The sequence below is a fragment of the Streptomyces chartreusis NRRL 3882 genome (genome assembly GCF_900236475.1).
Taxonomy (GTDB): domain Bacteria; phylum Actinomycetota; class Actinomycetes; order Streptomycetales; family Streptomycetaceae; genus Streptomyces; species Streptomyces chartreusis_D.
This window is the reverse complement of sequence record NZ_LT963352.1, coordinates 6,898,524-6,920,937: the sequence shown is the minus strand read 5'-3', so window position 1 is coordinate 6,920,937 and position 22,414 is coordinate 6,898,524. Positions and strand designations below refer to the sequence as shown.

At 71.7% G+C, this 22,414-nt stretch carries 23 protein-coding genes and 1 pseudogene; 10 read left to right on the top strand and 14 right to left on the bottom strand.

Annotated features, from left to right (window positions below; all coding sequences use genetic code 11):
- Positions 1–4 precede the first annotated feature (4 nt).
- The 8 genes from SCNRRL3882_RS31295 to SCNRRL3882_RS31260 all read left to right on the top strand — a co-directional run bounded on the left by SCNRRL3882_RS31295 (position 5) and on the right by SCNRRL3882_RS31260 (position 7,678).
- On the top strand, positions 5–814 hold the full coding sequence (locus tag SCNRRL3882_RS31295; protein WP_010037916.1) for an NAD-dependent epimerase/dehydratase family protein: 810 nt from the start codon (positions 5–7) through the stop codon (positions 812–814).
- A gap of 312 nt (positions 815–1,126) precedes the next feature.
- Positions 1,127–1,894 carry a DeoR/GlpR family DNA-binding transcription regulator gene (locus SCNRRL3882_RS31290; RefSeq protein ID WP_010037919.1) on the top strand — a complete coding sequence of 256 codons (768 nt, stop codon included), beginning with the start codon at positions 1,127–1,129 and terminating at the stop codon, positions 1,892–1,894.
- An 81-nt stretch (positions 1,895–1,975) separates the two neighbouring features.
- On the top strand, positions 1,976–3,349 hold the full coding sequence (locus SCNRRL3882_RS31285; RefSeq protein ID WP_010037921.1) for an ABC transporter substrate-binding protein: 1,374 nt from the start codon (positions 1,976–1,978) through the stop codon (positions 3,347–3,349).
- Entirely contained in the window at positions 3,346–4,287 is a 942-nt protein-coding gene (locus SCNRRL3882_RS31280; RefSeq protein WP_010037923.1) for a carbohydrate ABC transporter permease, read from the top strand. Before SCNRRL3882_RS31285 ends, SCNRRL3882_RS31280 begins: the two co-directional genes overlap by 4 nt.
- On the top strand, positions 4,284–5,135 hold the full coding sequence (locus SCNRRL3882_RS31275; RefSeq protein WP_010037925.1) for a carbohydrate ABC transporter permease: 852 nt from the start codon (positions 4,284–4,286) through the stop codon (positions 5,133–5,135). The genes SCNRRL3882_RS31280 and SCNRRL3882_RS31275 overlap by 4 nt, the downstream gene beginning before the upstream one ends.
- A complete protein-coding gene (locus tag SCNRRL3882_RS31270; protein WP_010037927.1) occupies positions 5,132–6,121 on the top strand; it encodes a zinc-dependent alcohol dehydrogenase family protein in 990 nt (329 codons plus the stop codon). Before SCNRRL3882_RS31275 ends, SCNRRL3882_RS31270 begins: the two co-directional genes overlap by 4 nt.
- A gap of 71 nt (positions 6,122–6,192) precedes the next feature.
- Complete coding sequence (locus SCNRRL3882_RS31265; protein WP_010037929.1) at positions 6,193–6,414, top strand: hypothetical protein; 222 nt, start codon at positions 6,193–6,195, stop codon at positions 6,412–6,414.
- Between the two features lie 64 nt (positions 6,415–6,478).
- Positions 6,479–7,678, top strand: a complete 1,200-nt coding sequence (locus SCNRRL3882_RS31260) for a TerD family protein (RefSeq protein ID WP_010037930.1) — start codon at positions 6,479–6,481, stop codon at positions 7,676–7,678.
- Positions 7,679–7,865: 187 nt separating this feature from the next.
- Here the strand turns inward: SCNRRL3882_RS31260 and SCNRRL3882_RS31255 are convergent, their stop codons facing one another.
- From SCNRRL3882_RS31255 to SCNRRL3882_RS31220, 8 genes and pseudogenes are all read right to left on the bottom strand, one after another.
- Positions 7,866–8,462: a TetR/AcrR family transcriptional regulator gene (locus SCNRRL3882_RS31255; RefSeq protein ID WP_040902914.1), complete on the bottom strand. Its 597-nt coding sequence runs from the start codon at positions 8,460–8,462 to the stop codon at positions 7,866–7,868.
- Positions 8,463–8,714: 252 nt separating this feature from the next.
- A complete protein-coding gene (locus SCNRRL3882_RS31250) occupies positions 8,715–9,752 on the bottom strand; it encodes a LacI family DNA-binding transcriptional regulator (RefSeq protein ID WP_010037935.1) in 1,038 nt (345 codons plus the stop codon).
- A 55-nt stretch (positions 9,753–9,807) separates the two neighbouring features.
- Positions 9,808–10,212, bottom strand: a complete 405-nt coding sequence (locus SCNRRL3882_RS31245) for a VOC family protein (RefSeq protein ID WP_010037936.1) — start codon at positions 10,210–10,212, stop codon at positions 9,808–9,810.
- A 94-nt stretch (positions 10,213–10,306) separates the two neighbouring features.
- Complete coding sequence (locus SCNRRL3882_RS31240; RefSeq protein WP_010037937.1) at positions 10,307–11,323, bottom strand: 1-aminocyclopropane-1-carboxylate deaminase; 1,017 nt, start codon at positions 11,321–11,323, stop codon at positions 10,307–10,309.
- A gap of 29 nt (positions 11,324–11,352) precedes the next feature.
- Positions 11,353–11,994: a GntR family transcriptional regulator gene (locus SCNRRL3882_RS31235; protein WP_010037938.1), complete on the bottom strand. Its 642-nt coding sequence runs from the start codon at positions 11,992–11,994 to the stop codon at positions 11,353–11,355.
- A gap of 107 nt (positions 11,995–12,101) precedes the next feature.
- Positions 12,102–12,276 (bottom strand): annotated as a pseudogene (locus SCNRRL3882_RS41970) (TROVE domain-containing protein); the annotation flags it as partial.
- A 42-nt stretch (positions 12,277–12,318) separates the two neighbouring features.
- Entirely contained in the window at positions 12,319–13,764 is a 1,446-nt protein-coding gene (locus tag SCNRRL3882_RS31225; protein WP_010037941.1) for an alkaline phosphatase PhoX, read from the bottom strand.
- 153 nt (positions 13,765–13,917) lie between these two features.
- Positions 13,918–15,336 (bottom strand): hypothetical protein, encoded by a 1,419-nt coding sequence (locus SCNRRL3882_RS31220; RefSeq protein WP_010037944.1) that lies wholly within the window; start codon positions 15,334–15,336, stop codon positions 13,918–13,920.
- A 305-nt stretch (positions 15,337–15,641) separates the two neighbouring features.
- Between SCNRRL3882_RS31220 and SCNRRL3882_RS31215 the strand changes: the two genes are divergently transcribed.
- A complete protein-coding gene (locus SCNRRL3882_RS31215) occupies positions 15,642–17,471 on the top strand; it encodes an endonuclease/exonuclease/phosphatase family protein (RefSeq protein WP_010037946.1) in 1,830 nt (609 codons plus the stop codon).
- A gap of 221 nt (positions 17,472–17,692) precedes the next feature.
- Here SCNRRL3882_RS31215 and SCNRRL3882_RS31210 read toward each other — a convergent pair whose 3' ends face one another.
- The 4 genes from SCNRRL3882_RS31210 to SCNRRL3882_RS41205 form a co-directional block, all read right to left on the bottom strand.
- A complete protein-coding gene (locus tag SCNRRL3882_RS31210; protein ID WP_010037948.1) occupies positions 17,693–18,088 on the bottom strand; it encodes a DUF3618 domain-containing protein in 396 nt (131 codons plus the stop codon).
- Positions 18,085–18,504 carry a phage holin family protein gene (locus SCNRRL3882_RS31205; protein ID WP_029181040.1) on the bottom strand — a complete coding sequence of 140 codons (420 nt, stop codon included), beginning with the start codon at positions 18,502–18,504 and terminating at the stop codon, positions 18,085–18,087. Before SCNRRL3882_RS31205 ends, SCNRRL3882_RS31210 begins: the two co-directional genes overlap by 4 nt.
- A 137-nt stretch (positions 18,505–18,641) precedes the next feature.
- Positions 18,642–19,352 carry a hypothetical protein gene (locus tag SCNRRL3882_RS31200; RefSeq protein ID WP_102514887.1) on the bottom strand — a complete coding sequence of 237 codons (711 nt, stop codon included), beginning with the start codon at positions 19,350–19,352 and terminating at the stop codon, positions 18,642–18,644.
- Positions 19,349–19,486, bottom strand: coding sequence for a hypothetical protein (locus SCNRRL3882_RS41205; RefSeq protein WP_173937313.1), 138 nt, complete (start codon positions 19,484–19,486; stop codon positions 19,349–19,351). The genes SCNRRL3882_RS31200 and SCNRRL3882_RS41205 overlap by 4 nt, the downstream gene beginning before the upstream one ends.
- 196 nt (positions 19,487–19,682) lie before the next feature.
- Between SCNRRL3882_RS41205 and dapA the strand changes: the two genes are divergently transcribed.
- A complete protein-coding gene (dapA, locus tag SCNRRL3882_RS31195) occupies positions 19,683–20,567 on the top strand; it encodes a 4-hydroxy-tetrahydrodipicolinate synthase (protein ID WP_010039764.1) in 885 nt (294 codons plus the stop codon).
- A gap of 8 nt (positions 20,568–20,575) precedes the next feature.
- Here dapA and SCNRRL3882_RS31190 read toward each other — a convergent pair whose 3' ends face one another.
- Positions 20,576–21,790 (bottom strand): hypothetical protein, encoded by a 1,215-nt coding sequence (locus tag SCNRRL3882_RS31190; RefSeq protein ID WP_010039762.1) that lies wholly within the window; start codon positions 21,788–21,790, stop codon positions 20,576–20,578.
- Positions 21,787–22,344 (bottom strand): SigE family RNA polymerase sigma factor, encoded by a 558-nt coding sequence (locus SCNRRL3882_RS31185; protein ID WP_010039761.1) that lies wholly within the window; start codon positions 22,342–22,344, stop codon positions 21,787–21,789. Before SCNRRL3882_RS31185 ends, SCNRRL3882_RS31190 begins: the two co-directional genes overlap by 4 nt.
- Positions 22,345–22,414: the final 70 nt, after the last annotated feature.

The following is a 22,414-nucleotide window of genomic DNA, read 5'->3' as shown; positions in this document are numbered from 1 at the left end:
GAGGATGCCCGCTCCCCGCACCGTCCTGCTCACCGGCGCCGCCGGTGGCCTCGGCACCCTGATGCGGGAGCTGCTCCCGGACTACGGCTACGAGCTGCGGCTGCTCGACATGCGGCCCATCGAGGGCGCGCCGGACGCGATCACCGCCGACCTCGCCGACCGGGACGCCGTACGCGAGGCCGTCCGCGGCGTCGACGCGATCATCCACCTCGCGGGCATCTCCCTGGAAGCCCCGTTCGAGAAGATCCTCAAGGCGAACATCGAGGGCACCTACCACCTGTACGAGGCCGCCCGCGAGGAGGGCGTCGGCCGGATCGTCTTCGCCTCCTCCAACCACGCCGTCGGCTACACCCCGCGCCCCCAGGGCGACGACCCCCTGATCCCGGTCGACACCCCCCGCCGCCCGGACACCTTCTACGGCCTGTCCAAGTGCTTCGGCGAGGACCTGGCGCAGCTCTACTGGGACAAGCACGGCCTGGAGACGGTCTCGGTGCGGATCGGCTCCTGCTTCCCCGAGCCGACCAGCGTGCGCATGCTCTCGGTGTGGATGAGCCCCGCCGACGGCGCCCGCCTCTTCCACGCGGCCCTGACCGCCGAGCACGTCGGCCACACCGTCGTCCACGGCTCCTCCGCCAACACCCGGCTGTGGTGGGACCTCGGCACCGCCCGGGCGCTCGGCTACGAGCCGCAGGACGACTCCGAGCCGTGGGCCGAGAAGCTCATCGCCGAGCAGGGCGAGCTGGACCCGGAGAACGAGGCGCACGCCTACCTGGGCGGCCACTTCGTGACGGACCCGCCGATCTGGCCGTACTGACCGGAAAGAGTCGTCGCGAGAGGGCGGCCGGGCAGAGAACGGGCCCGCCCGCCCGGGCATTCGGGCACGGTCCGGATGCGGTCGGGCAGCGCCCTCAGGGGCGCGGGGAACTGCGCGACCAGCCACAACGCACCCGCAGACGTCCGCGACCCCCCTGCCGCACGTCGCGCACGTCCGGGACCGAACGGGCACACCCGGGCAGGAACACTTCCGCAACAGACCTGGTCGCCGCAGAACACCCGCTGTAGAACTTCCCCCATGGCCCGACCGAGGGCCCGAACGGGCAGCACGGCAGGAAGGCAGGTGACGGCCATGACCAGAACCGCGGAAGAACGCCAGCGCGAGATCGTGCTGGCCGCACGGCGCGCCGGCTCTGTGGACGTCACCGCCCTCGCTGCCGAACTGGGCGTGGCCAAGGAGACCGTCCGGCGGGACCTGCGCGTCCTGGAGGACCACGGCCTGCTCCGCCGCACCCATGGCGGCGCCTACCCGGTGGAGAGCGCCGGCTTCGAGACGACGCTCGCCTTCCGCGCCACCAGCCACGTCCCCGAGAAGCGCCGCATCGCGGCAGCCGCGGCCGAACTGCTCGGCGACGCCGAGACCGTCTTCGTCGACGAGGGCTTCACCCCGCAGCTCATCGCCGAGGCACTCCCCCGGGACCGGCCGCTGACCGTGGTCACCGCGTCCCTCCCCGTCGCCGGCGCCCTCGCCGGGACCGACACCGTCTCCGTCCTCCTGCTCGGCGGCCGGGTCCGCTCCGGCACCCTCGCCACCGTCGACCACTGGACGACGAAGATGCTGGCCGGTTTCGTCGTCGACCTGGCGTACATCGGCGCCAACGGCATCTCCCGCGAACACGGCCTCACCACCCCCGACCCGGCTGTCAGCGAGGTCAAGACCCAGGCGATCCGGGCCGCCCGCCGCACGGTCTTCGCGGGCGTGCACACCAAGTTCGGAGCGGTCAGCTTCTGCCGGTTCGCCGAGGTCGGCTCCCTGGAGACGATCGTGACGAGCACGCTCCTGCCCGCCGCCGAGGCCCACCGCTACTCACTGCTCGGACCGCAGGTCATCCGGGTCTGACCACCCACCACCCCTTGTCCCCCCAGGGCGCCTCCATGCCCTGCGATGCCCCTTATCTCCCCATACATCCAGGAGCGATCCATGCGAACCCAGAGCCGACGACGGCCACCGCGAGCCACGCTCGCCGCGGCCGCCGCAGGGACGCTGCTCGCCCCGCTGCTCTCCGGCTGCTGGGTCGGCGCGGGCGGGGCCGGATCCGGCGGCGACGCCATCAACGTCCTGATGGTCAACAACCCCCAGATGGTCGAGCTCCAGAAGCTCACCCGCGCCCACTTCACCAAAGAGACCGGCATCAAGGTCAACTTCACCGTCCTGCCCGAGAACGACGTCCGCGACAAGATCAGCCAGGACTTCGCCAACCAGGCCGGCCAGTACGACGTCGCCACGCTGTCCAACTACGAGATACCGATCTACGCCCGCAACGGCTGGCTGCACGAGATGAACGGCTATGTGGCCAAGGACCCGGCCTACGACGAGCAGGACATCCTGAAGCCGATGCGCCAGTCCCTCACCGGGGACGACGGCAAGCTCTACGGCCAGCCCTTCTACGGCGAGTCGTCGTTCCTGATGTACCGCAAGGACGTGTTCGAGAAGAAGGGCCTGACGATGCCCGCCCACCCCACCTGGCAGCAGGTGGCGGACCTCGCGGCGAAGGCGGACGGCGCCGAACCCGGCATGAAGGGCATCTGCCTGCGCGGCCTGCCCGGCTGGGGCGAGGTGATGGCCCCCCTGACCACCGTCGTGAACACCTTCGGCGGCACCTGGTTCGACAAGGACTGGAAGGCACAGCTCGACTCCCCCGCCTTCGAGAAGGCGACGAAGTTCTACGTCGGCCTGGTCCGCGAACACGGCGAGTCCGGCGCCGCCCAGTCCGGCTTCGCCGAGTGCCTGAACAACATGACCCAGGGCAAGGTCGCCATGTGGTACGACGCCACCTCCGCGGCCGGATCCCTGGAGGCGGCGAACTCCCCGGTCAAGGGCAAGGTCGGCTACGCCCCCGCCCCCGTCGAGAAGACGAAGTCCTCCGGCTGGCTCTACACCTGGGCCTGGGGCATCCAGAAGGCCTCCCGCAACTCCGACGACGCCTGGAAGTTCGTCTCCTGGGCGTCCGGCAAGAAGTACGAACAGCTGGTCGGCGACCAGATCGGCTGGTCCAACGTCCCGGCCGGCAAGCGGGCGTCGACCTACGCCAACGCCGACTACCGCAAGGAGGCCGCCGCCTTCCAGGAGATGACCAAGCAGGCCATCGAAGGCGCCCGCCCGAACGACCCCGGCGTGCAGCCGCGGCCCGCGCCCGGCATCCAGTTCGTCGGCATCCCCGAGTTCACCGACCTCGGCACCAAGGTCTCGCAGGAGATCAGCGCGGCCATCGCCGGACGCCAGTCCGTCGAGTCGGCCCTGAAGAAGTCACAGGAGCTCGCCGAGAAGATCTCAGAGGAGTACGAGGGACGATGACCGCCACGACAACGGCCCCCCTGGCCGCTCCCGAGAGGCACACCCCGGTCCGCCGGCCCTCCGCCCGCCTGCGCGCCTGGGCCACCCGCGCCCCGCTGCTCCCCGCCCTGATCTTCATGATCGTCGTCACCCAGCTGCCCTTCGTGGCCACGCTGGTGATCTCCTTCTTCGACTGGAACTCCCTCTATCCCGACGCCCGCCACTTCACGGGCCTCGACAACTACCAGGAGGTCCTGACCGACGCGGACCTGCGCCAGTCGGTGTGGACGACCGTCCTGCTCACGGTGGCGGTGGTCCTGGCCAGCCTGGTGCTGGGACTCGCTCTCGCCCTGCTGCTGGACCGGAGGTTCCGCGGCCGGGGCATCGTACGGACGCTGCTGATCGCCCCGTTCCTGGTGGTCCCCGTCGCGGCGGCCCTGCTCTGGAAGCACGTGCTCTACAACCCCGAATACGGCCTGTTCAACGGGTTGTTGCACTATGTGGGCGGCCCGCAGCCCGACTGGATCTCCAACACCCCGCTGCTCGCGGTCGAGGCGTCGCTCGTCTGGCAGTGGACGCCGTTCATGATGCTCATCCTGCTGGCCGGCCTCCAGAGCCGCGACCACGAGCAGATCGAGGCGGCCCGGGTCGACGGCGCGAGCGACTGGCAGATCTTCGTCCATCTGACGCTCCCGCACCTGCGCCGCTACCTCGAACTGGGCGCCCTGCTGGGCTCGATCTACATCGTCCAGAACTTCGACGCGGTCTTCACGATCACGTCCGGCGGCCTGGGCACCGCCAACCTCCCCTACACCGTCTACCAGAGCTTCTACCAGGCCCACGAGAACGGCCTCGCCTCGGCAGCGGGCGTCCTGGTGGTCATCGGCTCGATCGTCATCGCGACCTTCGCCCTGCGCGTGGTGTCGTCCCTGTTCCGCGAGGAGGTGTCCCGCGCATGAGCACGAACGCCCTGCGTGTCCGTCGTGTCCGTGGCAAGGGTGCGGGCCTGGGCCTGCTGGCCTGGCTGCTCGGCATCGCGTTCTTCCTGCCCATCGCGTGGATGGCGCTGACGTCCTTCCACTCCGAGCAGGACGCGGCGACCAACCCGCCCTCCTTCGCCGCGGCCCTGACCCTGGACGGCTACCGCGAGTTCTTCGGCGCGGGCGGCGGCGCGAGCCCCTGGCCGGCGCTGATCAACTCCACGGTCGCGTCGGTGGCCTCGACCCTGCTGGTCCTGCTGCTGGCCTTCCCGGCGGCGTACGCGCTGTCGATCAACCGCGTCCGCAAGTGGACGGACGTCCTGTTCTTCTTCCTCTCCACGAAGATGCTGCCGGCGGTCGCGGGCCTGCTCCCGATCTACCTCTTCGCCAAGAACGCCGGGATGCTCGACAACATCTGGCTGCTGGTCATCCTCTACACCTCCATGAACCTGCCGATCGCGGTGTGGATGATGCAGTCGTTCCTCGCCGAGATCCCGGTCGCGGTGATCGAGGCGGCCCGGGTCGACGGGGCGAGGCTGCCGACGATCCTGGCCCGCGTAGTGGCCCCGATCTCACTGCCCGGAATCGCGGCGACAGCCCTGATCTGCTTCATCTTCAGCTGGAACGAACTGCTCTTCGCACGGGTGCTGACCGGCGTGGTCGCCGAGACCGCCCCCGTCTTCCTGACCGGCTTCATCACCAGCCAGGGCCTGTTCCTGGCGAAGGTGTGCGCCGCGTCGCTCGTCATCTCCCTGCCGGTGCTCGCCGCGGGGTTCGCCGCCCAGGACAAGCTCGTCCAGGGCCTGTCGTTGGGAGCCGTCAAATGAAGGCCGCCGTCATCGAGTCCGTGGGCAAGGCCGTCGTCGCCGAGGTCCCGGACCCGACGCCAGGGCCGCGCGAGGTCGTCGTCGAGGTCGCGGCCTGCGGGCTGTGCGGCACGGACCTGCACATCCTCCAGGGCGAGTTCGCCCCGAAGCTGCCGATCGTGCCCGGGCACGAGTTCGCGGGCGAGGTGGTCGGGGTCGGCACCCAGGTCACCGAGGTGTCGGTGGGCGACCGGGTCGCGGTCGACCCGTCCCTGTACTGCTTCGAGTGCCGCTACTGCCGTACCGGCCACAACAACCTCTGCGAACGCTGGGCGGCGATCGGCGTCACGACGGCCGGAGGCGCGGCCACGTACGCGGTCGCCCCGGTGGCGAACTGTGTGAAGCTGCCCGAGCACGTCCGCACGCAGGACGCGGCCCTCGTGGAGCCGCTGTCCTGCGCGGTACGCGGCTACGACGTGCTCCGGTCCCGGCTCGGCGCGCACGTCCTGATCTACGGCTCCGGCACGATGGGCCTGATGATGCTGGAGCTGGCCAAGCGCACGGGTGCGGCGAGCGTGGACGTCGTCGACGTGAACCCGGCCCGCCTGGAGACGGCCCGCCGCCTCGGCGTCTCGGCGTCGGCGGCCAACCCGGACGAACTGGACCGCCCGCAGGGCTGGGACCTGGTCGTCGACGCCACGGGCAACGCGGCGGCGATCCAGGACGGCCTGGACCGGGTGGCGAAGGCCGGCACGTTCCTCCAGTTCGGCGTGGCCGACTACGCGACGCGCGTGACCATCGACCCGTACCGCATCTACAACCAGGAGATCACCATCACGGGCTCGATGGCGGTGCTGCACAGCTTCGAGCGGGCGGCCGAGCTGTTCGCGAACGGAGTCCTGGACCCCGACATCTTCATCAGCGACCGGATCCCGCTGGAGCGGTACCCGGAGGCGCTGGAGCAGTTCGCGGCGGGGGTCGGCCGCAAGATCGTCGTCGTTCCGTAGGGAACGGACCGCTCCGGGGGGCAGGCGAAAACAAGTGGGTCGCCCGCCCCCCGCCCCGTACGCTCGCACGCATGCCACGACCACAGGGATTCGCCTACGAGCAGCACGCGGGCGGAACCGTCCGCATCACCCACCACGGCCGCCCCGCCACCACGCTGAACGGCCCCCGGGCCGAGCAGTTCGTCGCCGAGGTCGAGGCCTGTGACCCCCAGCTCGTCATGGCCCGCTGGACCGGAAACTACAAGCGGGGCAACGAACGCACCGCCCGCGACCACCCCCGCAACCGCCGCTGACCCGAATGGGCCCAAGGTAAGGGAACGGCAAAACCGCCTCGCTCGTTCACCCGGCATGACAGCTATGACCCCCGGCTCGAACATCCCCCTGTCCGCCGCCCGCGTGACGGTGGACGTCGCCGCACCGGTGCGGCTCGACGTATCGGGCCTGCTGCTCACCGCCGACGGCAAGGTGCGCTCCGACGACGACTTCATCTTCTACAACCAGCCGTCGGGCCCGGGCGTGACGTACCGCTCGGGCGGCGGCACCACGCCCGACGCGATCGTGGTAGACACGACGGCCGTGCCCCCCGGCATCGAGAAGATCGTCGTCACGGCGAGCCCGGACGCCGCGGGCCAGACCTTCCGGGGCATCGAACCGACGGCCACGATCCGCAACGCGGACGACAGCTCCGTCCTGGCCTCGTTCACGCCCCCGCAGCTCGGTGACGAGACGGCCCTGGTGATCGTGGAGATCTACCGGCGCAACGGCCAGTGGAAGGCCCGAGCCGTCGGCCAGGGATACGCCAACGGCCTCGCCGGCATCGCCACGGACTTCGGTGTCACGGTGGAGGAACCGGCCGCGGCGGCCCCGGCCCAGCCGGTGACCCCGCCGCCGGCCCCGGCGCAGCCGCCTGCCCCGCCCGTCACCACGCCCGCGGCGCCCCCGGCTCCGGCCGCTCCGCCGCCGCCCGCGCCCGGCTCGGGCAAGATCAACCTCGACAAGGGCCGCGTCAGCCTCCAGAAGAACCAGACCGTCTCCCTGATCAAGGGCGGCCGCCCGCTGCTCTCCCAGGTCCAGATGGGCCTCGGCTGGGAGCCGGCCTACCGCGGCAAGGACATCGACCTGGACGCCTCGGTCATCGCCTACGGGCCGCAGCGCAACCACATCGACAGCTGCTACTTCGGCAAGCTGCAGATCGTGGGCGGCGCCATCCGGCACTCCGGCGACAACCTCACGGGCGAGGGCGGTGGCGACGACGAGGTCATCACGGTCGACCTCGGCCGCCTCCCCCAGGAGGTCACCGGCCTGGTCTTCACGGTCAACTCCTTCTCCGGCCAGAAGTTCACCGAGGTCGCCAAGGCCTACTGCCGCCTCCTGGACGCCACCACCGGCGAGGAGCTGGTTCGTTTCGACCTCACCAGCGCCGAGCCGCAGACCGGCGTGATGATGGCCAAGCTGATCCGCCAGTTCTCCGGCGAGTGGGAGATGACGGCGATCGGCGACTTCGTGAAGTCCCGCACGGTCAGGGGAATGGTGAAGCCGGCCGCGCAGGCGCTGTAACGGCACCCCGCCCCGGCTCCGGGACGCCCCCTGCCCGAGGGGGCGTCCGGCCGTCCCGGCGGCCGGGGGTCACGGCCCCGGCACTCGGCCACCAGACCTCAAGGCCTCCGCCGCCGGCCCGGGCGCGGGCGACCGACCCGACGCCCAGCCTGCCGGAGGCGCCGCCGCATCCCGCTGTGCCGCCGCCTCAGCCCTCACGGTCACGGCCACCCGGCGGCAACGGCCGCAACCCCTCCGTCAGCAACGCCAGATACCGCCGCATGTGCCTGCCCTCCCCGTCCGCCAGCTCCGAGGCCGTCGCCACGCCGTGGGCCAGCCGGAGCACCTCGACCGGCTCGACGTCGCCGCGCAGCGTCCCCTCCCGCTGAGCTGCGCGGACCAGCCGGGCCGCCGCGCTGTTCACCGCGTCGCCGCAGGCCGTGGCCATGGCCGAGTCGCCGTCGGTGACGGCCGGGCCGAGGAGGGCCTTCAGACCGCGCATCCGGATCAGCCCGGCACCGAGTTCGTACAGCCACTCCCCGAGCGCCTCGCCCGGCGGCAGCCCGGCCGCGAGTTCGTCGGCCCGCGCCGCCATCGCCTCGATCCGGTCCAGATAGGCGGCCTCCAGCAGGTCCTGCCGGGTCGGGAAGTGCCGGTACAGCGTGCCCGAGCCGACCCCGGCCCGCTTGGCGATGTCGTCGAGCGACGCGCCCTCCCCGTGCTCGGCGAAGGCCTCCACGGCCACCTTCAGCAACCGCTCGTAATTACGCCGAGCATCCGCCCGCATGGGCCTGACCTGCGCCATGCAGCCACTCCTCACCAACCGGGGACTCACGGACCGGGGACCCTCTCCGCACCTTATCGAGATCGGCCGACGGGCCCGGGCCCGTACACCCGCCGCCTCACATCTTCATCGCCCCCGCAGCCAGATCCCGCAGGAAGTGCCGCGCCCCGAAGAGGATGTGGAGGCGTCCGAAAACCGGTGTCGAGGGAACTGCGCGGAACGATCTGGCGGACCCACGCCCGGACGGTCGGACGAGGTCGGGCGGAGGCGAGGTCAGGCGGAGGCGCGCACCACCAGCTCGGGCACCACCCACGCGTCCGCGCCCCGCAGCGGCTCCTCACCCGCGCGCAGCCGGGCCACCTGCTCCACGGCCAGCCGTCCCAGCCGCCGCTTGTCGATGTGCAGGGTGGTCAGGGCGGGGTCCACCAGCTCGCCCAGGGAGAGACCGTCGAAGCCCAGCACCGCCAGATCGTCGGGGACGCTCCGGCCACGGCGCCGGGCGGTGCGCATCGCGCCGACCGCGATCAGGTCGTTGAAGCCGAAGACCGCGGTGATCTCGGGCCGCTCCGCCAGCAGCCGTTCCATGCCGGCCTCGCCGCCGGTCACGCTGTGCTCGGGGCACACCACGACCCAGTCCTCGTCGACCGGCAGTCCGAGCCGCCGCACCTGCTCCAGGAAGGCCAGCCTGCGGGGGCCGGGGCCGTGCACGCCGTCCAGCATGCCGATCCTGCGGTGCCCCGCGCGGAACAGGTGGTTCATGCCCTGCTCGACTCCGGTGGCGGCGTCGATGCCCACGGCCGCGAACCGGGTCTGCTGCGGGCCCCGTTCCAGCAGCACCAGCGGCACGCCTCCGAGGTGCCGGGTGAGGACGTCGTCCGGGTCCTTGAAGTAGCCCACCACCGCGTCCGCCTGGTGGGAGAGCACGTCGAGCGCCTGCCGCTCCCTGGCCTCGTCGATACGGGAGTCCCACACGACCACCTGCCAGCCGCGCTGCTCGGCCGCCTCCAGCACTCCGGCGGCCACCTCGGGGAAGAAGGGGTTCCGCAGGTCCGGGATGACCAGGCCCGCCGTCACCGCCCCCTTCTGGACGAGTCCGCGCGCGAAACGGCTGGGCCGGTAGTCCAGGAGCCGGGCCGCCTCCAGGACCCGTTCCTTGGTGGCCGGGTCGATCTCACCCTTGTCGTTGACCGCCCGGGAGACCGTCTGCCGTGACACGCCGGCCAGTCGTGCGACGTCATGGATCGTGGCCCGGCGCCGGGCACCACCGGGCCGCTCGGCACCCGGCTCCGCCCGCTGATTGTCGGTCCACACGCTGAGCACTTTATCCGGCGGCGGACGCCGCCCGGCAGGGCGGCAGCGCGGCCCCTCAGTCGTCGAGCTCGGTGAAGAGCGTCAGCTGGAGGGCGCCCGGGGCTTCGAGCCGGGAGTTCAGGGAGTTCCAGGGGGTGCGCGTGGGCTCGGCGACCACCTCGGCCCCGGCGGCGGCCAGCTTCGCCGTGACGGCGACGGAGTCGTCCACCTGGAAGGCGACCCGGATGTGCCCGGCGACCCGCCGCCCCACCTCGACCTCGTCGATGAAGGCGGCGTGGTTCGGGTCGGTCAGCTCCAGGGTGGCCCGCCCGGCGTCGAGGATCGTCACCCGCCCGTCCTGAGACGCGAACGCGCCCTGCTCGGTGAGGCCGAGCACGTCCCGGTAGAAGTGCAGCGCGGCGTCGTAGTCGTCCGCGGTCACGACCAGGCGGAGTTCCCGTACGGCTGGTTCGTCGGGCATGAAGGCTCCTTCAGGGCTCGGGTAACCGCTGACAACCCGGGGGACGGCCGGTTGATTCCTGTGCGCGGCCGGGCCCGACGCGGCAGCCGCCCTGTCAGAACAGCGCGCTGTACGCGTTCAGCGCAGGCTGTCCGCCCAGGTGGGCGTAGAGCACCGTGGAGTCGCGGCCGATCTCGCCCCGCGAGACCAGGTCGATCATCCCGGCCATGGACTTCCCCTCGTACACGGGGTCGGTGACCATCCCCTCCGTCCGGGCCGCGAGCCGCATCGCCGCCAGCGTGGTCTCGTCGGGGATGCCGTACGTGCCCGCGTGGTACCGCTCGTCGAGTTCGACGTCGGACTCGGTCACCTCACGCTTGACGCCGATCAGCTGCCCGGTGCGGTGCGCGATCCGGGCGATCTGGCCGCGGGTCGCGGCGGGTTTCGCCGAGGCGTCGATGCCGAGCACGCGCCGGGGCCGCCCGCCCGCCTCCTCCAGCGCGGCGAACCCGGCGACCATGCCGGCCTGGGTGGAGCCGGTCACCGAGCACACGACCACGGTGTCGAAGAAGACACCCAGCGCACGCTCCTGCTCGGCGACCTCGTACGCCCACCCGGCGAAACCCAGGCCGCCGAGCGGATGGTCGGAGGCCCCCGCCGGGATGGCGTAGGGCTTGCCGCCCGCCTCCTCGACTTTCCTGAGCGCCTGCTCCCAGCTCTCCTTGAACCCGATCCCGAACCCGGCCTTCACCAGCCGTACGTCGGCCCCGGCGAGGCGGCTGATCAGGATGTTGCCGACCTTGTCGTACACGGCGTCCGGCCAGTCCACCCAACTCTCCTGCACGAGGACGCACTTGAGCCCGGCCCGGGCGGCGACCGCCGCGACCTGGCGGGTGTGGTTGGACTGCACCCCGCCGATCGACACGAGCGTGTCGCAGCCCTGGGCGAGCGCGTCGGCGACCAGGTACTCCAGCTTGCGCGTCTTGTTCCCGCCGTAGGCGACACCGGAGTTGCAGTCCTCCCGCTTGGCCCAGAGGGACGCACCGCCGAGGTGCGCGGTCAGCCGCTCCAGGGGGTGGACGGGCGAGGGCCCGAAGAGCAGGGGGTAACGCTCGTACGAGGAAAGGGACATGGGTCCTCCCGGGTCGGTGTCGGTCCGCCTCAGTCGGCGAGCTCTTCGAGCCCCCGCCAGATTTCCGCCGTGACGCGGACCGCCTCGACCACGTCACCGGCCGCGCAGGCCTCGATCAGCCGCTCGTGCAGCCCGGCCGAACGGCAGCTGCCGCCCTCGCCGAAGCGCCGTCGCTCCAGGCGGCGGATGAGCGGGGTGTAGCGGGCTACGGTCGCGGCCGCCGCGCGGTTGCCGCTCACCCGGACGAGGACGTCGTGCAGCGCGTCGTCGGCACGCAGGGCCCCGTCCACGTCTCCGGTGCCGACGGCGGCGGCGAAGTGCTCGTTGGCGGCGCGCATCGCCTCGATGTCCGCGGCACCCAGCCGGGGCACGGCGACCCGCGTCACCAGCTCGTGCATGGCACCGACCACGGCGGCGGCGTCCCGGACGTCCGAGGCCACGAGCGGGGTCACCCGGGTGTAGCTCTGCGGCTTGCTCTCCAGCAGCCCCTCGTCCACGAGCCGGGAGAACGCCTCCCGCACCGGCGCCCGGGACAGCCCCAGCCGCTCCGCGAGCTCGGCGTCCCGCACCACCGCACCGGGTTCGATCTCCCCGGCCACGATGGCGTCCCGGATGGCCGCGTACGCCCGGTCCCTGAGCAGGGTGCGGGGGACGGGCCGGATGGCCTCCACGAATTGAAATGTTAGATGTCAGGACGAGGGCCGACAAGAGGTGTGCCCCCAGGGCCGGTCAGGACCGTGGCCCGCACTCCCCAGGCGGTGCGGGCCACGGTCTCTCTTGCCGCCCAGGGCCAGCCGGCGTCCCGGGAGGCCTGGATCAGCGGAACCATCCGGAAAGGCCGCGTCCGAGAGGCCTGCGAACGTGTGCCGATTGCCCTTCCCCGACGGGCCGTGGCCCGCCCGGTGTCCGGCGGGGTGCCAGGTGTGGACCGGCACGTCGGCCGGGACGTGCTTCCGGTGGTGCCGGCGCACCTTGCTTCGCCGTGACCCGGCGTTCTAGATCCGCTGCCGCTTCCAGGGACCAGTGATGGCGAGCAGAATGCCGGGCGTCTGGATGCTGGCGAAAAGGGTCCGGCCGTCGGGTGAGAAGGTGACACCGGCGAACTCGCTGTACTCCGGCTCCTCCTCGGTGCCGATGTTCAGCTCGTTGCGGGCGATCGGGTAGGTCCGGCCGCTGTCGGTGGCGCCGAACAGGTGCTGCACGCCCTCGCCGTCCTCGGCGATGACGAGGCCGCCGTACGGGGAGACGGTGATGTTGTCGGGGCCGTCGAAGGCGCCGTCCTCGGAGGGGTCGGGGTTCACGCCGAGCAGGACCTTCAACGTCAGCGTCCGGCGCTTGGGGTCGTAGAACCAGACCTGGCCGTCGTGCTGGACGGGGCTCTCCTCACGGGCGTACGAGGAGACGATGTAGGCACCGCCGTCGCCCCACCACATGCCCTCCAGCTTGCGGGCGCGTGTGACCTCGCCGTCGGCGAACTGCTTGCGCACGGGGGTCGTCCGTGCGTCGCGGTCGGGCACGTCCACCCAGTCGACGCCGTAGACGGTGCCGATCTTCGTGGCGCGGGACAGGTCGTCGACGAACTTCCCGCCGGAGTCGAAGCACTTGGGCGCCTGGAGGACACCGGCGTCGTCGGCGAGCTTGCGGAACTTTCCGGGGCCGTACTCGAAGCCCTTGGGCGGGGTCCAGCGGTAGAAGAGGCCGTTGGGGCCGGCGGCGTCCTCGGTGAGGTAGGCGTGGCCGCGCTTGGGGTCGATGACCACGGCCTCGTGGTCGTAGCGGCCGAAGAACTTCAGCGGCTTGGGGCCGCGGTTGGCGCGCCGGTCGCAGGGGTCGACCTCGAAGACGTAGCCGTGGTCCTTGGTCATGCCGTTGACGCCGGCCCGGTCGGAGTTCTCCTCGCAGGTGAGCCAGGTGCCCCAGGGGGTGCGGCCGCCCGCGCAGTTGGTGGAGGTACCGGCGATGCCCACCCACTCGGCGACCCGTCCGTCGGGGCGCACCTCGACGACCGTGCAGCCGCCGGCCGCCGCCGGGTCGTAGACGAGGCCCTCGGTGAGCGGCACCGGGTACTTCCACTTGGCGCGCGGGCCCTTCAGCTCGTGGTTGTTGACGAGCAGGGTGGTGCCGCGGGGACCGTCGAAGGTGGCGGTGCCGTCGTGGTTGGACGGCGTGAACTCACCGGACTCCAGCTTGGTCTTGCCGCTGTACGTGATGATCCGGTACGTGAAGCCGGCGGGCAGGGCGAGGATGCCCTTGGGGTCGGGGACGAGCGGTCCGTAGCCGACTCCGTGCCGGGCGTCCGCCGCCTCGTCCCCCGTGCTCTCGGTGTCGTAGGACGCGAGGGCGTTCGGTGCCGTGGCGAGGGCGCCGACACTGCCCGCCAGCGCGACACCGGCACCGGTGATCGCGGAGGTTCTGGCGAAGTCCCTGCGGGTGAGCGACATGGTGTCTCCTGTGACGGTGGATGTGCCGTGGAGGGCGGCGGACCTCGTTCGGCAACACCGTCCCGTTCATCCATGAACGCCGGTTGAACAACGCCCCAGGGGCGCGGGGAACTGCGCGCCAAGCCACGACGGCGCCGCAGTCACAGAACAGGATCAACCACCCTGTTGCGACCGCGCCTTGAACGCGGCCTTCCGCGCCTCCTTCGCAACCCTCTTGTCGGGATGCAACCGCCCCATCGCCTCCAGCACATCAGCAGTAGCGGGATGCTCAACCCGCCACACCGCCTCGAAGAACCCGCCGTGCTGCCGCGCAAGCCCCTCGACCAACGCCCGCAACTCCTCGGAATTACCCTCCGCCGCCAGCTGCGCAGCCACCGTATCGATGGTCAGCCAATAGACCATCGCCTCCGACGGCGCAGGCACATCAGCCGCACCATGCTCGGTGAGCCAGACACGCGCGAGGCCACCCAACTCGGCATCATCGAGCACCTCCCGCAACGCCGGCTCGGCCGAAGCACCCACCAGCGACAAGGCCTGCTGGCACCGCAACCGCCGCAGCGGCGCCCCGGCATCCGCGCCCCGGGCCGCCGCCAGCAACTCCCGTGCGGCGGCGAGCGATTCGCGCCGCTCCAGCCACTGCTCGGTCTCGGCCTGCGCAGCACCCGGCGGGAAGGCCGCCGTGCCGTCGAGCAGCGCGTCGGCTCCCTTGTCCGCGAGGTCCCCGACGGCCGGCGCCTCGAACCCGGCCTCCAGCAGCCGGGCCCGCAGGCCGTAGAGCCCGAGCGGGGTGAGCCGGACCATGCCGTAGCGGGAGACGTCGGTGTCGTCGACGGGTGCCGCGGGCTCCTCGTCGGCATCGGCCATGAGGGCCTCGTCCACGGGCTGGTACGCCACGAGCCCCACCGGCTCCAGCATCCGGAACTGGCCGTCCAGCCGCATCATCGCGTCGGACACCTGCTCCAGGACGTCGTTGGTCGGCTCGCCCATGTCGCTGGGCACGATCACCGACGCGGCCAGCGCGGGCAGCGGCACGGGGGCTTCGGCGGGCGTGTCCTCGCCCGCGGTCAGCAGGTAGAGGTTGCCGAGCACGCCGTCGAGGAACTCGGCCTCGGCCTCCGGGTCCCAGTCGAGGGCGGAGAGGTCGACCTCGCCGTCCTCGGCCACGAGCCCGTCCAGGTCGGGCACGCTCGCGTCGGCGAGCACCGTCTCCAGGGCCGCGAGCCACACCGCGAGCACGTCCTGCGGCGAGCCGCCGGTGAGCAGCGCGAGGTCCTCGCCCGCGGTGACGGTGCCCTCCTCCTCGTCGGCGATCTCGACGAGCCCGGTGTCCACGGCCACCCGCCACGCCTCGCTGGCGTCGGCGGCGGCGTCGTCCCCGCTCAGCCCGAGCACCTCGGCGGCCGCGGGCAACTGCTCGTCGACGAGCCCGCCCCCGGCGTCGACCCGGGTCTCCGGCCCGGCCCAGCGGGCCAGCCGGGCGGCCCGGGACAGCAACGGCGTGGACAGCGCGTCGCGCGCCAGCTCCGCTTCGGAAGTCAGCCGCACCGGCGGCAGGGGGGAGCTGTCTGACATCGGCTGTTTCTCCTAGGGCGCCTCATACGACTCAGCCGCTCAGCCTAGACGGATTTACACCCATGCCGCCTACTTCATGTCCCCGTCAGGAGTTGTACATGGCCGAAACCTTGACAAGTGGCCTGAGCAGGCTGGAGATTGACGCGCGTAGAAGTCGGCGGACACTTGTTCACCGGGTCGGCCCCACAGACCCACCCGTCCACCGTCGTCTACGCGCGTCACACCGCCCGCCCCACAGGTAGCGGCAGACAGTCCACGCTCCACCCTCGTCCCGGCGCCCTGTCACGTCCCCGGAGGGATTCCCGTTGCCGAGCAAGTCGTCCGCGCGCCTCGCCGCGCTCACCGTCGCCGCCGTGTGCTCCGCGGCATCCACGATCGTCCTCACCGCCCCCGCACACGCGGACTCGGTCCGCATCCACGACATCCAGGGCAGCACCCGGATATCGCCGTTCGCCGGCAAGCAGGTCACGGACGTGACCGGAATCGTCACCGGCATCCGGACCTACGGCTCGTCCCGCGGCTTCTGGATCCAGGACCCGAGCCCGGACGCCGACCCCGCGACCAGTGAGGGCGTCTTCGTCTTCACCAGCTCGACGCCGAAGGGGGTCGCCGTCGGCGACGCCGTCACGGTCAGCGGCACCGTCTCGGAGTACGTCCCCGGTGGCACCGCCTCCGGCAACCAGTCCCTGACGGAGATCACCAAGCCGACGACCACGGTCGTCTCCAGCGGCAACCAGCTGCCCGCCGCCACGACGATCGACGCGAAGTCGGTCCCCGCCGCCTACGCGCCGGCCGGCGACACCACGGCGAACGGCTCGATCAACGCCCTCCCCCTCAAGCCCTCGGCGTACGCCCTGGACCACTACGAGGCACTGGAGGGCATGACCGTCCGCGTCACCGACACCCGTGTCGTGGGCGCCACCGACCCGTACACCGAACTCTGGGTGACGGTGAAGCCGCACGAGAACCGCAACCGCCACGGCGGCACGGTCTACGGCTCCTACGACGCCCAGAACACCGGCCGGCTCCAGATCCAGTCCCTCGGCTCGACGGCCGACTTCCCGAAGGCGAACGTCGGCGACACCCTCACCGGCACGACGGCGGGCCCGCTCGACTACAACCAGTTCGGCGGCTACACCCTGGTCGCGAGCGAACTCGGCACGCTCAGGTCCGCGGGCCTGAAGCGCGAGACGACGAGCAAGCAGCGCTCCTCGGAACTCGCGGTCGCCACCTACAACGTCGAGAACCTCGACCCGGCCGACGACACCTTCGCCGAGCACGCCTCCGCGATCGTGAACAACCTGAAGTCGCCGGACATCGTGTCCCTGGAGGAGATCCAGGACAACAACGGCGCGAAGAACGACGGTACGGTCGCCGCCGACCAGACCATGACGAAGCTGATCGACGCGATCGTCGCGGCCGGCGGCCCGAGGTACGACTGGCGCTCGATCGACCCGGCCGACGGCGCCGACGGCGGTGAGCCCGGGGGCAACATCCGCCAGGCGTTCCTCTTCAACCCGGAGCGGGTCTCCTTCACGGACCGCGCGGGCGGCGACGCCACGACGGCGACGGACGTGACGAAGATCCGGGGCAAGGCGCACCTGACGCTCAGCCCCGGCCGCATCGCCCCCGCCGACGAGGCCTGGAAGAACAGCCGCAAGCCGCTGGCCGGCGAGTTCGTCTTCCGCGGCCGCACGGTCTTCGTGATCGCCAACCACTTCAACTCCAAGGGCGGCGACCAGGGCCTGACCTCCCAGTACCAGCCACCGGCCCGCAGCTCCGAGACCCAGCGCCACCAGCAGGCCGCGCTGGTGAACGCCTTCGTCAAGGACATCCTCGACACCCAGAAGAACGCGGACGTCATCGCCCTGGGCGACATCAACGACTTCGAGTTCTCGCAGACCACGAAGCTCCTCGAAGGCCGCGGCGAACTCTGGTCGGCCGTCAAGTCGCTGCCCGGGAACGAGCGTTACTCGTACGTCTACCAGGGCAACAGCCAGGTCCTCGACCAGATCCTGATCAGCCCGTCGATCCGCCGCGACTGCGACTTCGAGTACGACAGCGTGCACGTCAACGCGGAGTTCAACGACCAGATCAGCGACCACGACCCGCAGGTCCTGCGCTTCCGTCCGTAAGCCCCCGGCCAGGGGCCGGCTGCACCATGGGTCCAGCCGGCCCCACGGCACACGGGCACGAGCCCCAGGGCATGCCGACTGCCGGGTCCGGGGCGCTGCGCGACCCGGCGCTTGCGGTCTGCGGCAGCTGAGCCGAGACGCGCCCGCACCGGCCTACGGCGAGGAGGCGCGGCCGCGACCCACCCCCGGGCATAGGCACGAGCGGCGCGGCACCACCCCGCTCAGCGATGCCAGAGCGACCCGTGACGCCGGTGAGTCACCTGCTGCCGGCGCCGCAGCACCTCGACAGCCACCACCGCAGCCCCCGCAGCCGCCCCGGCCACCAGGACCGGCCTCGGATGCCGCATCCCCGCCCGGACAACACCACGCACCGGCCGAGGCCCCACATGCGTCGCCTTGTCGTGCACCGTATGCCCGGCCTGCGCGGCGCTGCTCCGCAGCTGCACCGTCATCGCCCCGGCCTTGTCCCGCAGATCGGCCGCCCGCGCCCGCGCACGCCCCTTCACATCGGCCTTCCCCGCCAGCTCTTCCACCGTGTCCCCGAGTTCACCACGGGTCCGCTCGATCTGCTGCCGCAGCTCATCGGGCCCCTTGGCCCCACCCGTCGCATCCGTCATCGATGTGCCCTTTCCCTGATCTCCTCCACGTCCGCCCTGACACTGCCGAGGGCCTCCTCAGGCGTGGGAGGCGTGGCCCGGCGCAACTGCGCCCGGCCGGCAGCGCCCAGCACGGCCGCGATCACGAACAGCACCCCCGTCACGATGAGCGCCGCGGCCCAGACGGGCAGCACCAGCGAGAGGGCGGCGATCCCCGTCCCGGCCAGCGCGAGCAGCCCGGCGTAGGCGACGGCACCCGCCGCGCCGAGCAGCCCACCGCCACGCCCCGCGCGCCGGCCCTTCTCGGCCAGCTCTTCCTTGGCCAGAGCAACTTCCTGCCGCACGAGCCGGGAGAGCTGCTCCGTGGCCTGTGAGACGAGCTCGCCCACGGAGTGGCGCTCGTCGTGCACGGCCCGATGATCGATGGTCCCGGTCACGGTGTTCCGCCTCCTCTCGAAGTAGGAACCCCCGAGTACCCGGCCCACCCTGCCGCTATCCCTTCAACCCGGCCCGGCCACCACCCCGGCTGTCCGGCCTCGCGCCCCCTCCAGCCCGGCCCCCCCTCCCCGCCCGGCTACCCCGCCACCACCCCACCGCCACCGCGGTCTCCACGATCACCGAGCCGCGCCAGCTGAGCCTGAAACCAGTCCAGCCGCGCCTGCAACAACGCGGCCTCCGCGACGAGTTCGGGCACCCCCAACCCTTCGGCCCCTTCGGCCCCCGCCCTCCGCAGCCCTGCCGGCGTCGTAGCACCCGCGGCCACGACCCGCAACCCGTCCCCCGCCAACCGAGCGAACCCGGCAAGCGACAAGGACGGCCGCCCCCGCAGACACCCCCCGCAACAGGGCACCAACGCCCGCCACCCCGGCCGCCCCCAGCCGGCCTCGCCCAGCGCATCGGCCCCGGCGCCGCACGCACACGCCCCGACGGTCATGACCCGCACCCGCTGCCGGGCATACCGAAACCCTCGTTCGAAGCGGATGTAGGCCCCGAGAACGGAGACCTCCAACAGCACGGCCGCCCGGTGCTCGGCCGTGCACAGCAACGCCTCCGCCGCCTTCCGGTCATGCACGCAGTGGAACCCGCAGTCGCAGCGCCGATGCGGCGCCCGGTGCCGCAGCCCGTACACACACGACGCCTCGGCCACCACCCCGTACGGCAGCGCGCCGCCCAGCGACACACCGGTGAACCCGGCCCGGGTGCCGTCCTGGGACAGCACCGGGTGGGCGATCTTGTATCCGGTCGGCGGCTCCGTCGGACGCTCCGCCGGAAGCCGCAGCCTCATCGGGCGACCGGAACCTCTTCGGGCGCGGGCTCTTCAGCCTCCCGCAGCCGGAACTCGTGCAGTTCGATCTCCTCGTCCCGGACCTGCGGCTGCTCCTCCGCGACCCCGGTGGCCAGTGCCTTGCCCAGCTTCATGACGCCTCCATGAAATGCCGTCGCCGACCGTCCCGGCCATGGTGACCCACGAGGCCCGGGTTTGGACATAGGGCACTCCACGGGCACGCTCCGTGACCCCGCGGCACTCCACCGGAACAGCCGAAAAGCATCCCTTACGAATACCAGGTAGAAGAATTAACTAGAGCTACACAGTCACGCTGCCGACACTACTCACATGACGACCCCCTTCGGCCGCGCCCTGTGCGCCATGATCACCCCGTTCACGACGTCCGGCGCACTGGACCTCGACGGCGCCCAGCGCCTCGCCGCCCACCTGGTCGCACAGGGCTGCGACGGCCTCGTCCTGTCCGGCACGACGGGCGAGTCACCGACCACCACGGACGCCGAGAAGTCGGCCCTGATCGCAGCCGTCCGCGAGGCCGTGGCCGACCGGGCGTCGATCGTGACGGGCATCGGCACGCCCGACACCCGCCACACCGTCGAGCTGGCCCGAGAGGCGGAGAAGGCGGGCGCGGACGGCCTGTTGGTGGTGGCGCCGTACTACAGCAGGCCCCCGCAGGACGCGATCGAGGCCCACTTCCGCGAGATCGCCGACGCCAGTGAGCTCCCGCTCATGCTCTACGACATCCCGAACCGCACCGGCATCCGAGTCGAACCGGAGACGATCCTCCGTCTCTCCGCACACCCCAGGATCGTCGCGGTCAAGGACTGCTCCTACGACTTCCTGGCCGCCCAGAAGGTGCTGGCCCGCACGGACCTGGCGTACTACGCGGGCTGCGACGAACACAACCTCGCGCTCTACGCGGTCGGCGGCACGGGGTACGTCAGCACGGTCGCCAACGTGATCCCGGACCGCCTGCGAGCCGTGCTGGACGCGTTCGACGCGGGCGACACGGCGCAGGCGGCCCGCCTCCAGCAGCAGGCCACCCCCCTCATCGAGGCGATCATGTCGGCAGGCCTGCCGGGGACCGTGACGACCAAGGCGCTCCTGAACGCCCTGGCCCTCCCCGCGGGCCCGGTCCGCGCCCCGTTGCGGCCCGCCGACGACAAGACGACCGACGTGCTCCTGTCGCTCTACCAGACCCTGATCACCACCTGACGAAGGCGTCACCGCTCCGCGAACACCGGCTCCCACCGCCCCTTCGTGTTGTCCTTGGGCGACCGGAAGCCACTGAGCGGTACCACCTTGTCGCTGCCCATCGTCACCAGAACCAGCCGTTGGTGGTACTCGTTACCGTCGGGCCCGATGTCCCAGGCGACGAGTGAGTCGCCGTCGGCCCAGGCGAGCAACTGCTGCCCGTGCACCTCGGTGCGCGTTTTGCCCGTGCGCGAGTCCAGGATCCAGGAGGACGTCTTCCACTTCTTGCCCGCGAACTGACCGGCGACGAGCGCCCCGTCCGGCGACACCCCCGCCTCGACGAACCAGTCCCGGTGCCGCTCCCTCACAGGCGGGGCGACCTCCTTGCCGCCGACGTCGTAGAACCTCTTGCCCGGTTCGGAGGGCAGGCCGGACCAGACGAGGCTGCCGTCACGGCTGAAGGCGAAGTCCTGGCGCGAGTTGAGGAAGCTCCCCGGGTCGTCCGGGTCCAGGCCGATCTTGATCTCGGTCCAGGAACTCCTCCCCGACGCCACGTCGATGACGTGGAACCCGGTCCGGTACGACTTCATGAACAGGGCGTCCCAGTCGTCCGAGCCCTCGATCTTCACCCGCTGGTCGGGATTCTGGCTGTAGGTCGTGGCGACGAGCTTCGTACCATCGGGCGAGAACTCCACGCCCGCCACCGGGCGATCGACCGGGAGCCACCGCTCGACCTCACCGCTCGCCAGGTCGAGCAGCCCGATGCGCCGGACGGGCAGGTCCCGTTCCAGGACGGCGGCGGTCTTCAGCCCGGGAGCGACGGCGACGTACGACCACCGGTCGGCCTTCTCGTACTTCTTCGTCTCGGGGTCCAGCAGCCAGTACGTACGTTCGGAGACGGCACGGTCGGCGGACTGCTCGACGTTCCTGAAGGTGTAGTACGCGGCCAGCGCGACCCGCCCGGCCGCGATCAGGTCGCGCGGCGGCGACTGGTCCGGACGGGCGGTTACGCCGGTCTGCTCCACACCGCCCGAGGGCCGGACGTCCTGCTTGCCGGAGTCCAGCATCGGCACGGCCACGGCGACGGCGACCACGGCGGCGACCGCCGCTGCCGCGGACGCCAGCCGGCGGCTGCGGCGGCGCCGGCGGACCGCGAGCACCCGGTCGGCGAAGCCGGGTGCCGCGGGCGGCTGCCCGTCGGCCTGGTCGCGCAGCGCGTCGCGCACGAGTTCGTCGACGTTCACTGACGCACCTCCACGGGCGAGTAGTCACGGGACGGCCGCTGTTCCGCGGCGGCCGGACCCAGGGCGGCCAACTCGGGCGCGAGGGCGCGCAGCCGGGCCAGGGAGCGGTGGGTGGCGGACCGTACGGTGCCGACGGAGCAGCCCAGGATGCGGGCCACCTCGGCCTCGGGCAGGTCCTCGAAGTAGCGCAGCACGAGCACGGTGCGCTGCCGCGCGGTCAGCCGGGCCAGCGCGCCCCGCATCACCAGGCGCAGCTCGGCCGCGCCGGAGGCGTCCGGGGCGGCCGGGGTCTCCGGCGGTTCGGCGACGCTCAGCTCGCGCCTCGGCCACTTCAGCCGCCAGCGGCTGACCTGCTGGCGGTAGAGGACCTGCCGGACGTACGCCTCGGGTTCGTCGATGCGGTGCCAGCGGCCCGCCGCCTTGATCAGCGCGTTCTGGAGCAGGTCCTCGCCCGCGTGCCGGTCGCCGCCGCTCAGCAGGACCGCGGTCCTCAGCAGCGTGGACGACCGGTTCGCCACGAACTCCCGGAAGCTCTCCTGCGCTTCGGCATCCATCGTCACCTTCGCTTTCCCCCGGGGCGGACCCGCTGCCCGCCCCCCGTACCCCTTGTGACGCGCGCGGGAG

What these genes read in the sequence shown, in the direction of transcription:
- SCNRRL3882_RS31290 (WP_010037919.1), top strand. Translation starts at nt 1,127, where the DNA reads ATGACCAGAACCGCGGAAGAACGCCAGCGCGAGATCGTGCTGGCCGCA.
- SCNRRL3882_RS31280 (WP_010037923.1), top strand. Translation starts at nt 3,346, where the DNA reads ATGACCGCCACGACAACGGCCCCCCTGGCCGCTCCCGAGAGGCACACC.
- SCNRRL3882_RS31240 (WP_010037937.1), bottom strand. Translation starts at nt 11,323, where the DNA reads ATGTCCCTTTCCTCGTACGAGCGTTACCCCCTGCTCTTCGGGCCCTCG.
- SCNRRL3882_RS41205 (WP_173937313.1), bottom strand. Translation starts at nt 19,486, where the DNA reads ATGAAGCTGGGCAAGGCACTGGCCACCGGGGTCGCGGAGGAGCAGCCG.
- SCNRRL3882_RS31270 (WP_010037927.1), top strand. Translation starts at nt 5,132, where the DNA reads ATGAAGGCCGCCGTCATCGAGTCCGTGGGCAAGGCCGTCGTCGCCGAG.
- SCNRRL3882_RS31185 (WP_010039761.1), bottom strand. Translation starts at nt 22,344, where the DNA reads ATGGATGCCGAAGCGCAGGAGAGCTTCCGGGAGTTCGTGGCGAACCGG.
- SCNRRL3882_RS31255 (WP_040902914.1), bottom strand. Translation starts at nt 8,462, where the DNA reads ATGGCGCAGGTCAGGCCCATGCGGGCGGATGCTCGGCGTAATTACGAG.
- SCNRRL3882_RS31245 (WP_010037936.1), bottom strand. Translation starts at nt 10,212, where the DNA reads ATGCCCGACGAACCAGCCGTACGGGAACTCCGCCTGGTCGTGACCGCG.
- SCNRRL3882_RS31275 (WP_010037925.1), top strand. Translation starts at nt 4,284, where the DNA reads ATGAGCACGAACGCCCTGCGTGTCCGTCGTGTCCGTGGCAAGGGTGCG.
- SCNRRL3882_RS31285 (WP_010037921.1), top strand. Translation starts at nt 1,976, where the DNA reads ATGCGAACCCAGAGCCGACGACGGCCACCGCGAGCCACGCTCGCCGCG.
- SCNRRL3882_RS31220 (WP_010037944.1), bottom strand. Translation starts at nt 15,336, where the DNA reads ATGTCAGACAGCTCCCCCCTGCCGCCGGTGCGGCTGACTTCCGAAGCG.
- dapA (WP_010039764.1), top strand. Translation starts at nt 19,683, where the DNA reads ATGACGACCCCCTTCGGCCGCGCCCTGTGCGCCATGATCACCCCGTTC.
- SCNRRL3882_RS31265 (WP_010037929.1), top strand. Translation starts at nt 6,193, where the DNA reads ATGCCACGACCACAGGGATTCGCCTACGAGCAGCACGCGGGCGGAACC.
- SCNRRL3882_RS31225 (WP_010037941.1), bottom strand. Translation starts at nt 13,764, where the DNA reads ATGTCGCTCACCCGCAGGGACTTCGCCAGAACCTCCGCGATCACCGGT.
- SCNRRL3882_RS31295 (WP_010037916.1), top strand. Translation starts at nt 5, where the DNA reads ATGCCCGCTCCCCGCACCGTCCTGCTCACCGGCGCCGCCGGTGGCCTC.
- SCNRRL3882_RS31260 (WP_010037930.1), top strand. Translation starts at nt 6,479, where the DNA reads ATGACCCCCGGCTCGAACATCCCCCTGTCCGCCGCCCGCGTGACGGTG.
- SCNRRL3882_RS31200 (WP_102514887.1), bottom strand. Translation starts at nt 19,352, where the DNA reads ATGAGGCTGCGGCTTCCGGCGGAGCGTCCGACGGAGCCGCCGACCGGA.
- SCNRRL3882_RS31210 (WP_010037948.1), bottom strand. Translation starts at nt 18,088, where the DNA reads ATGACGGATGCGACGGGTGGGGCCAAGGGGCCCGATGAGCTGCGGCAG.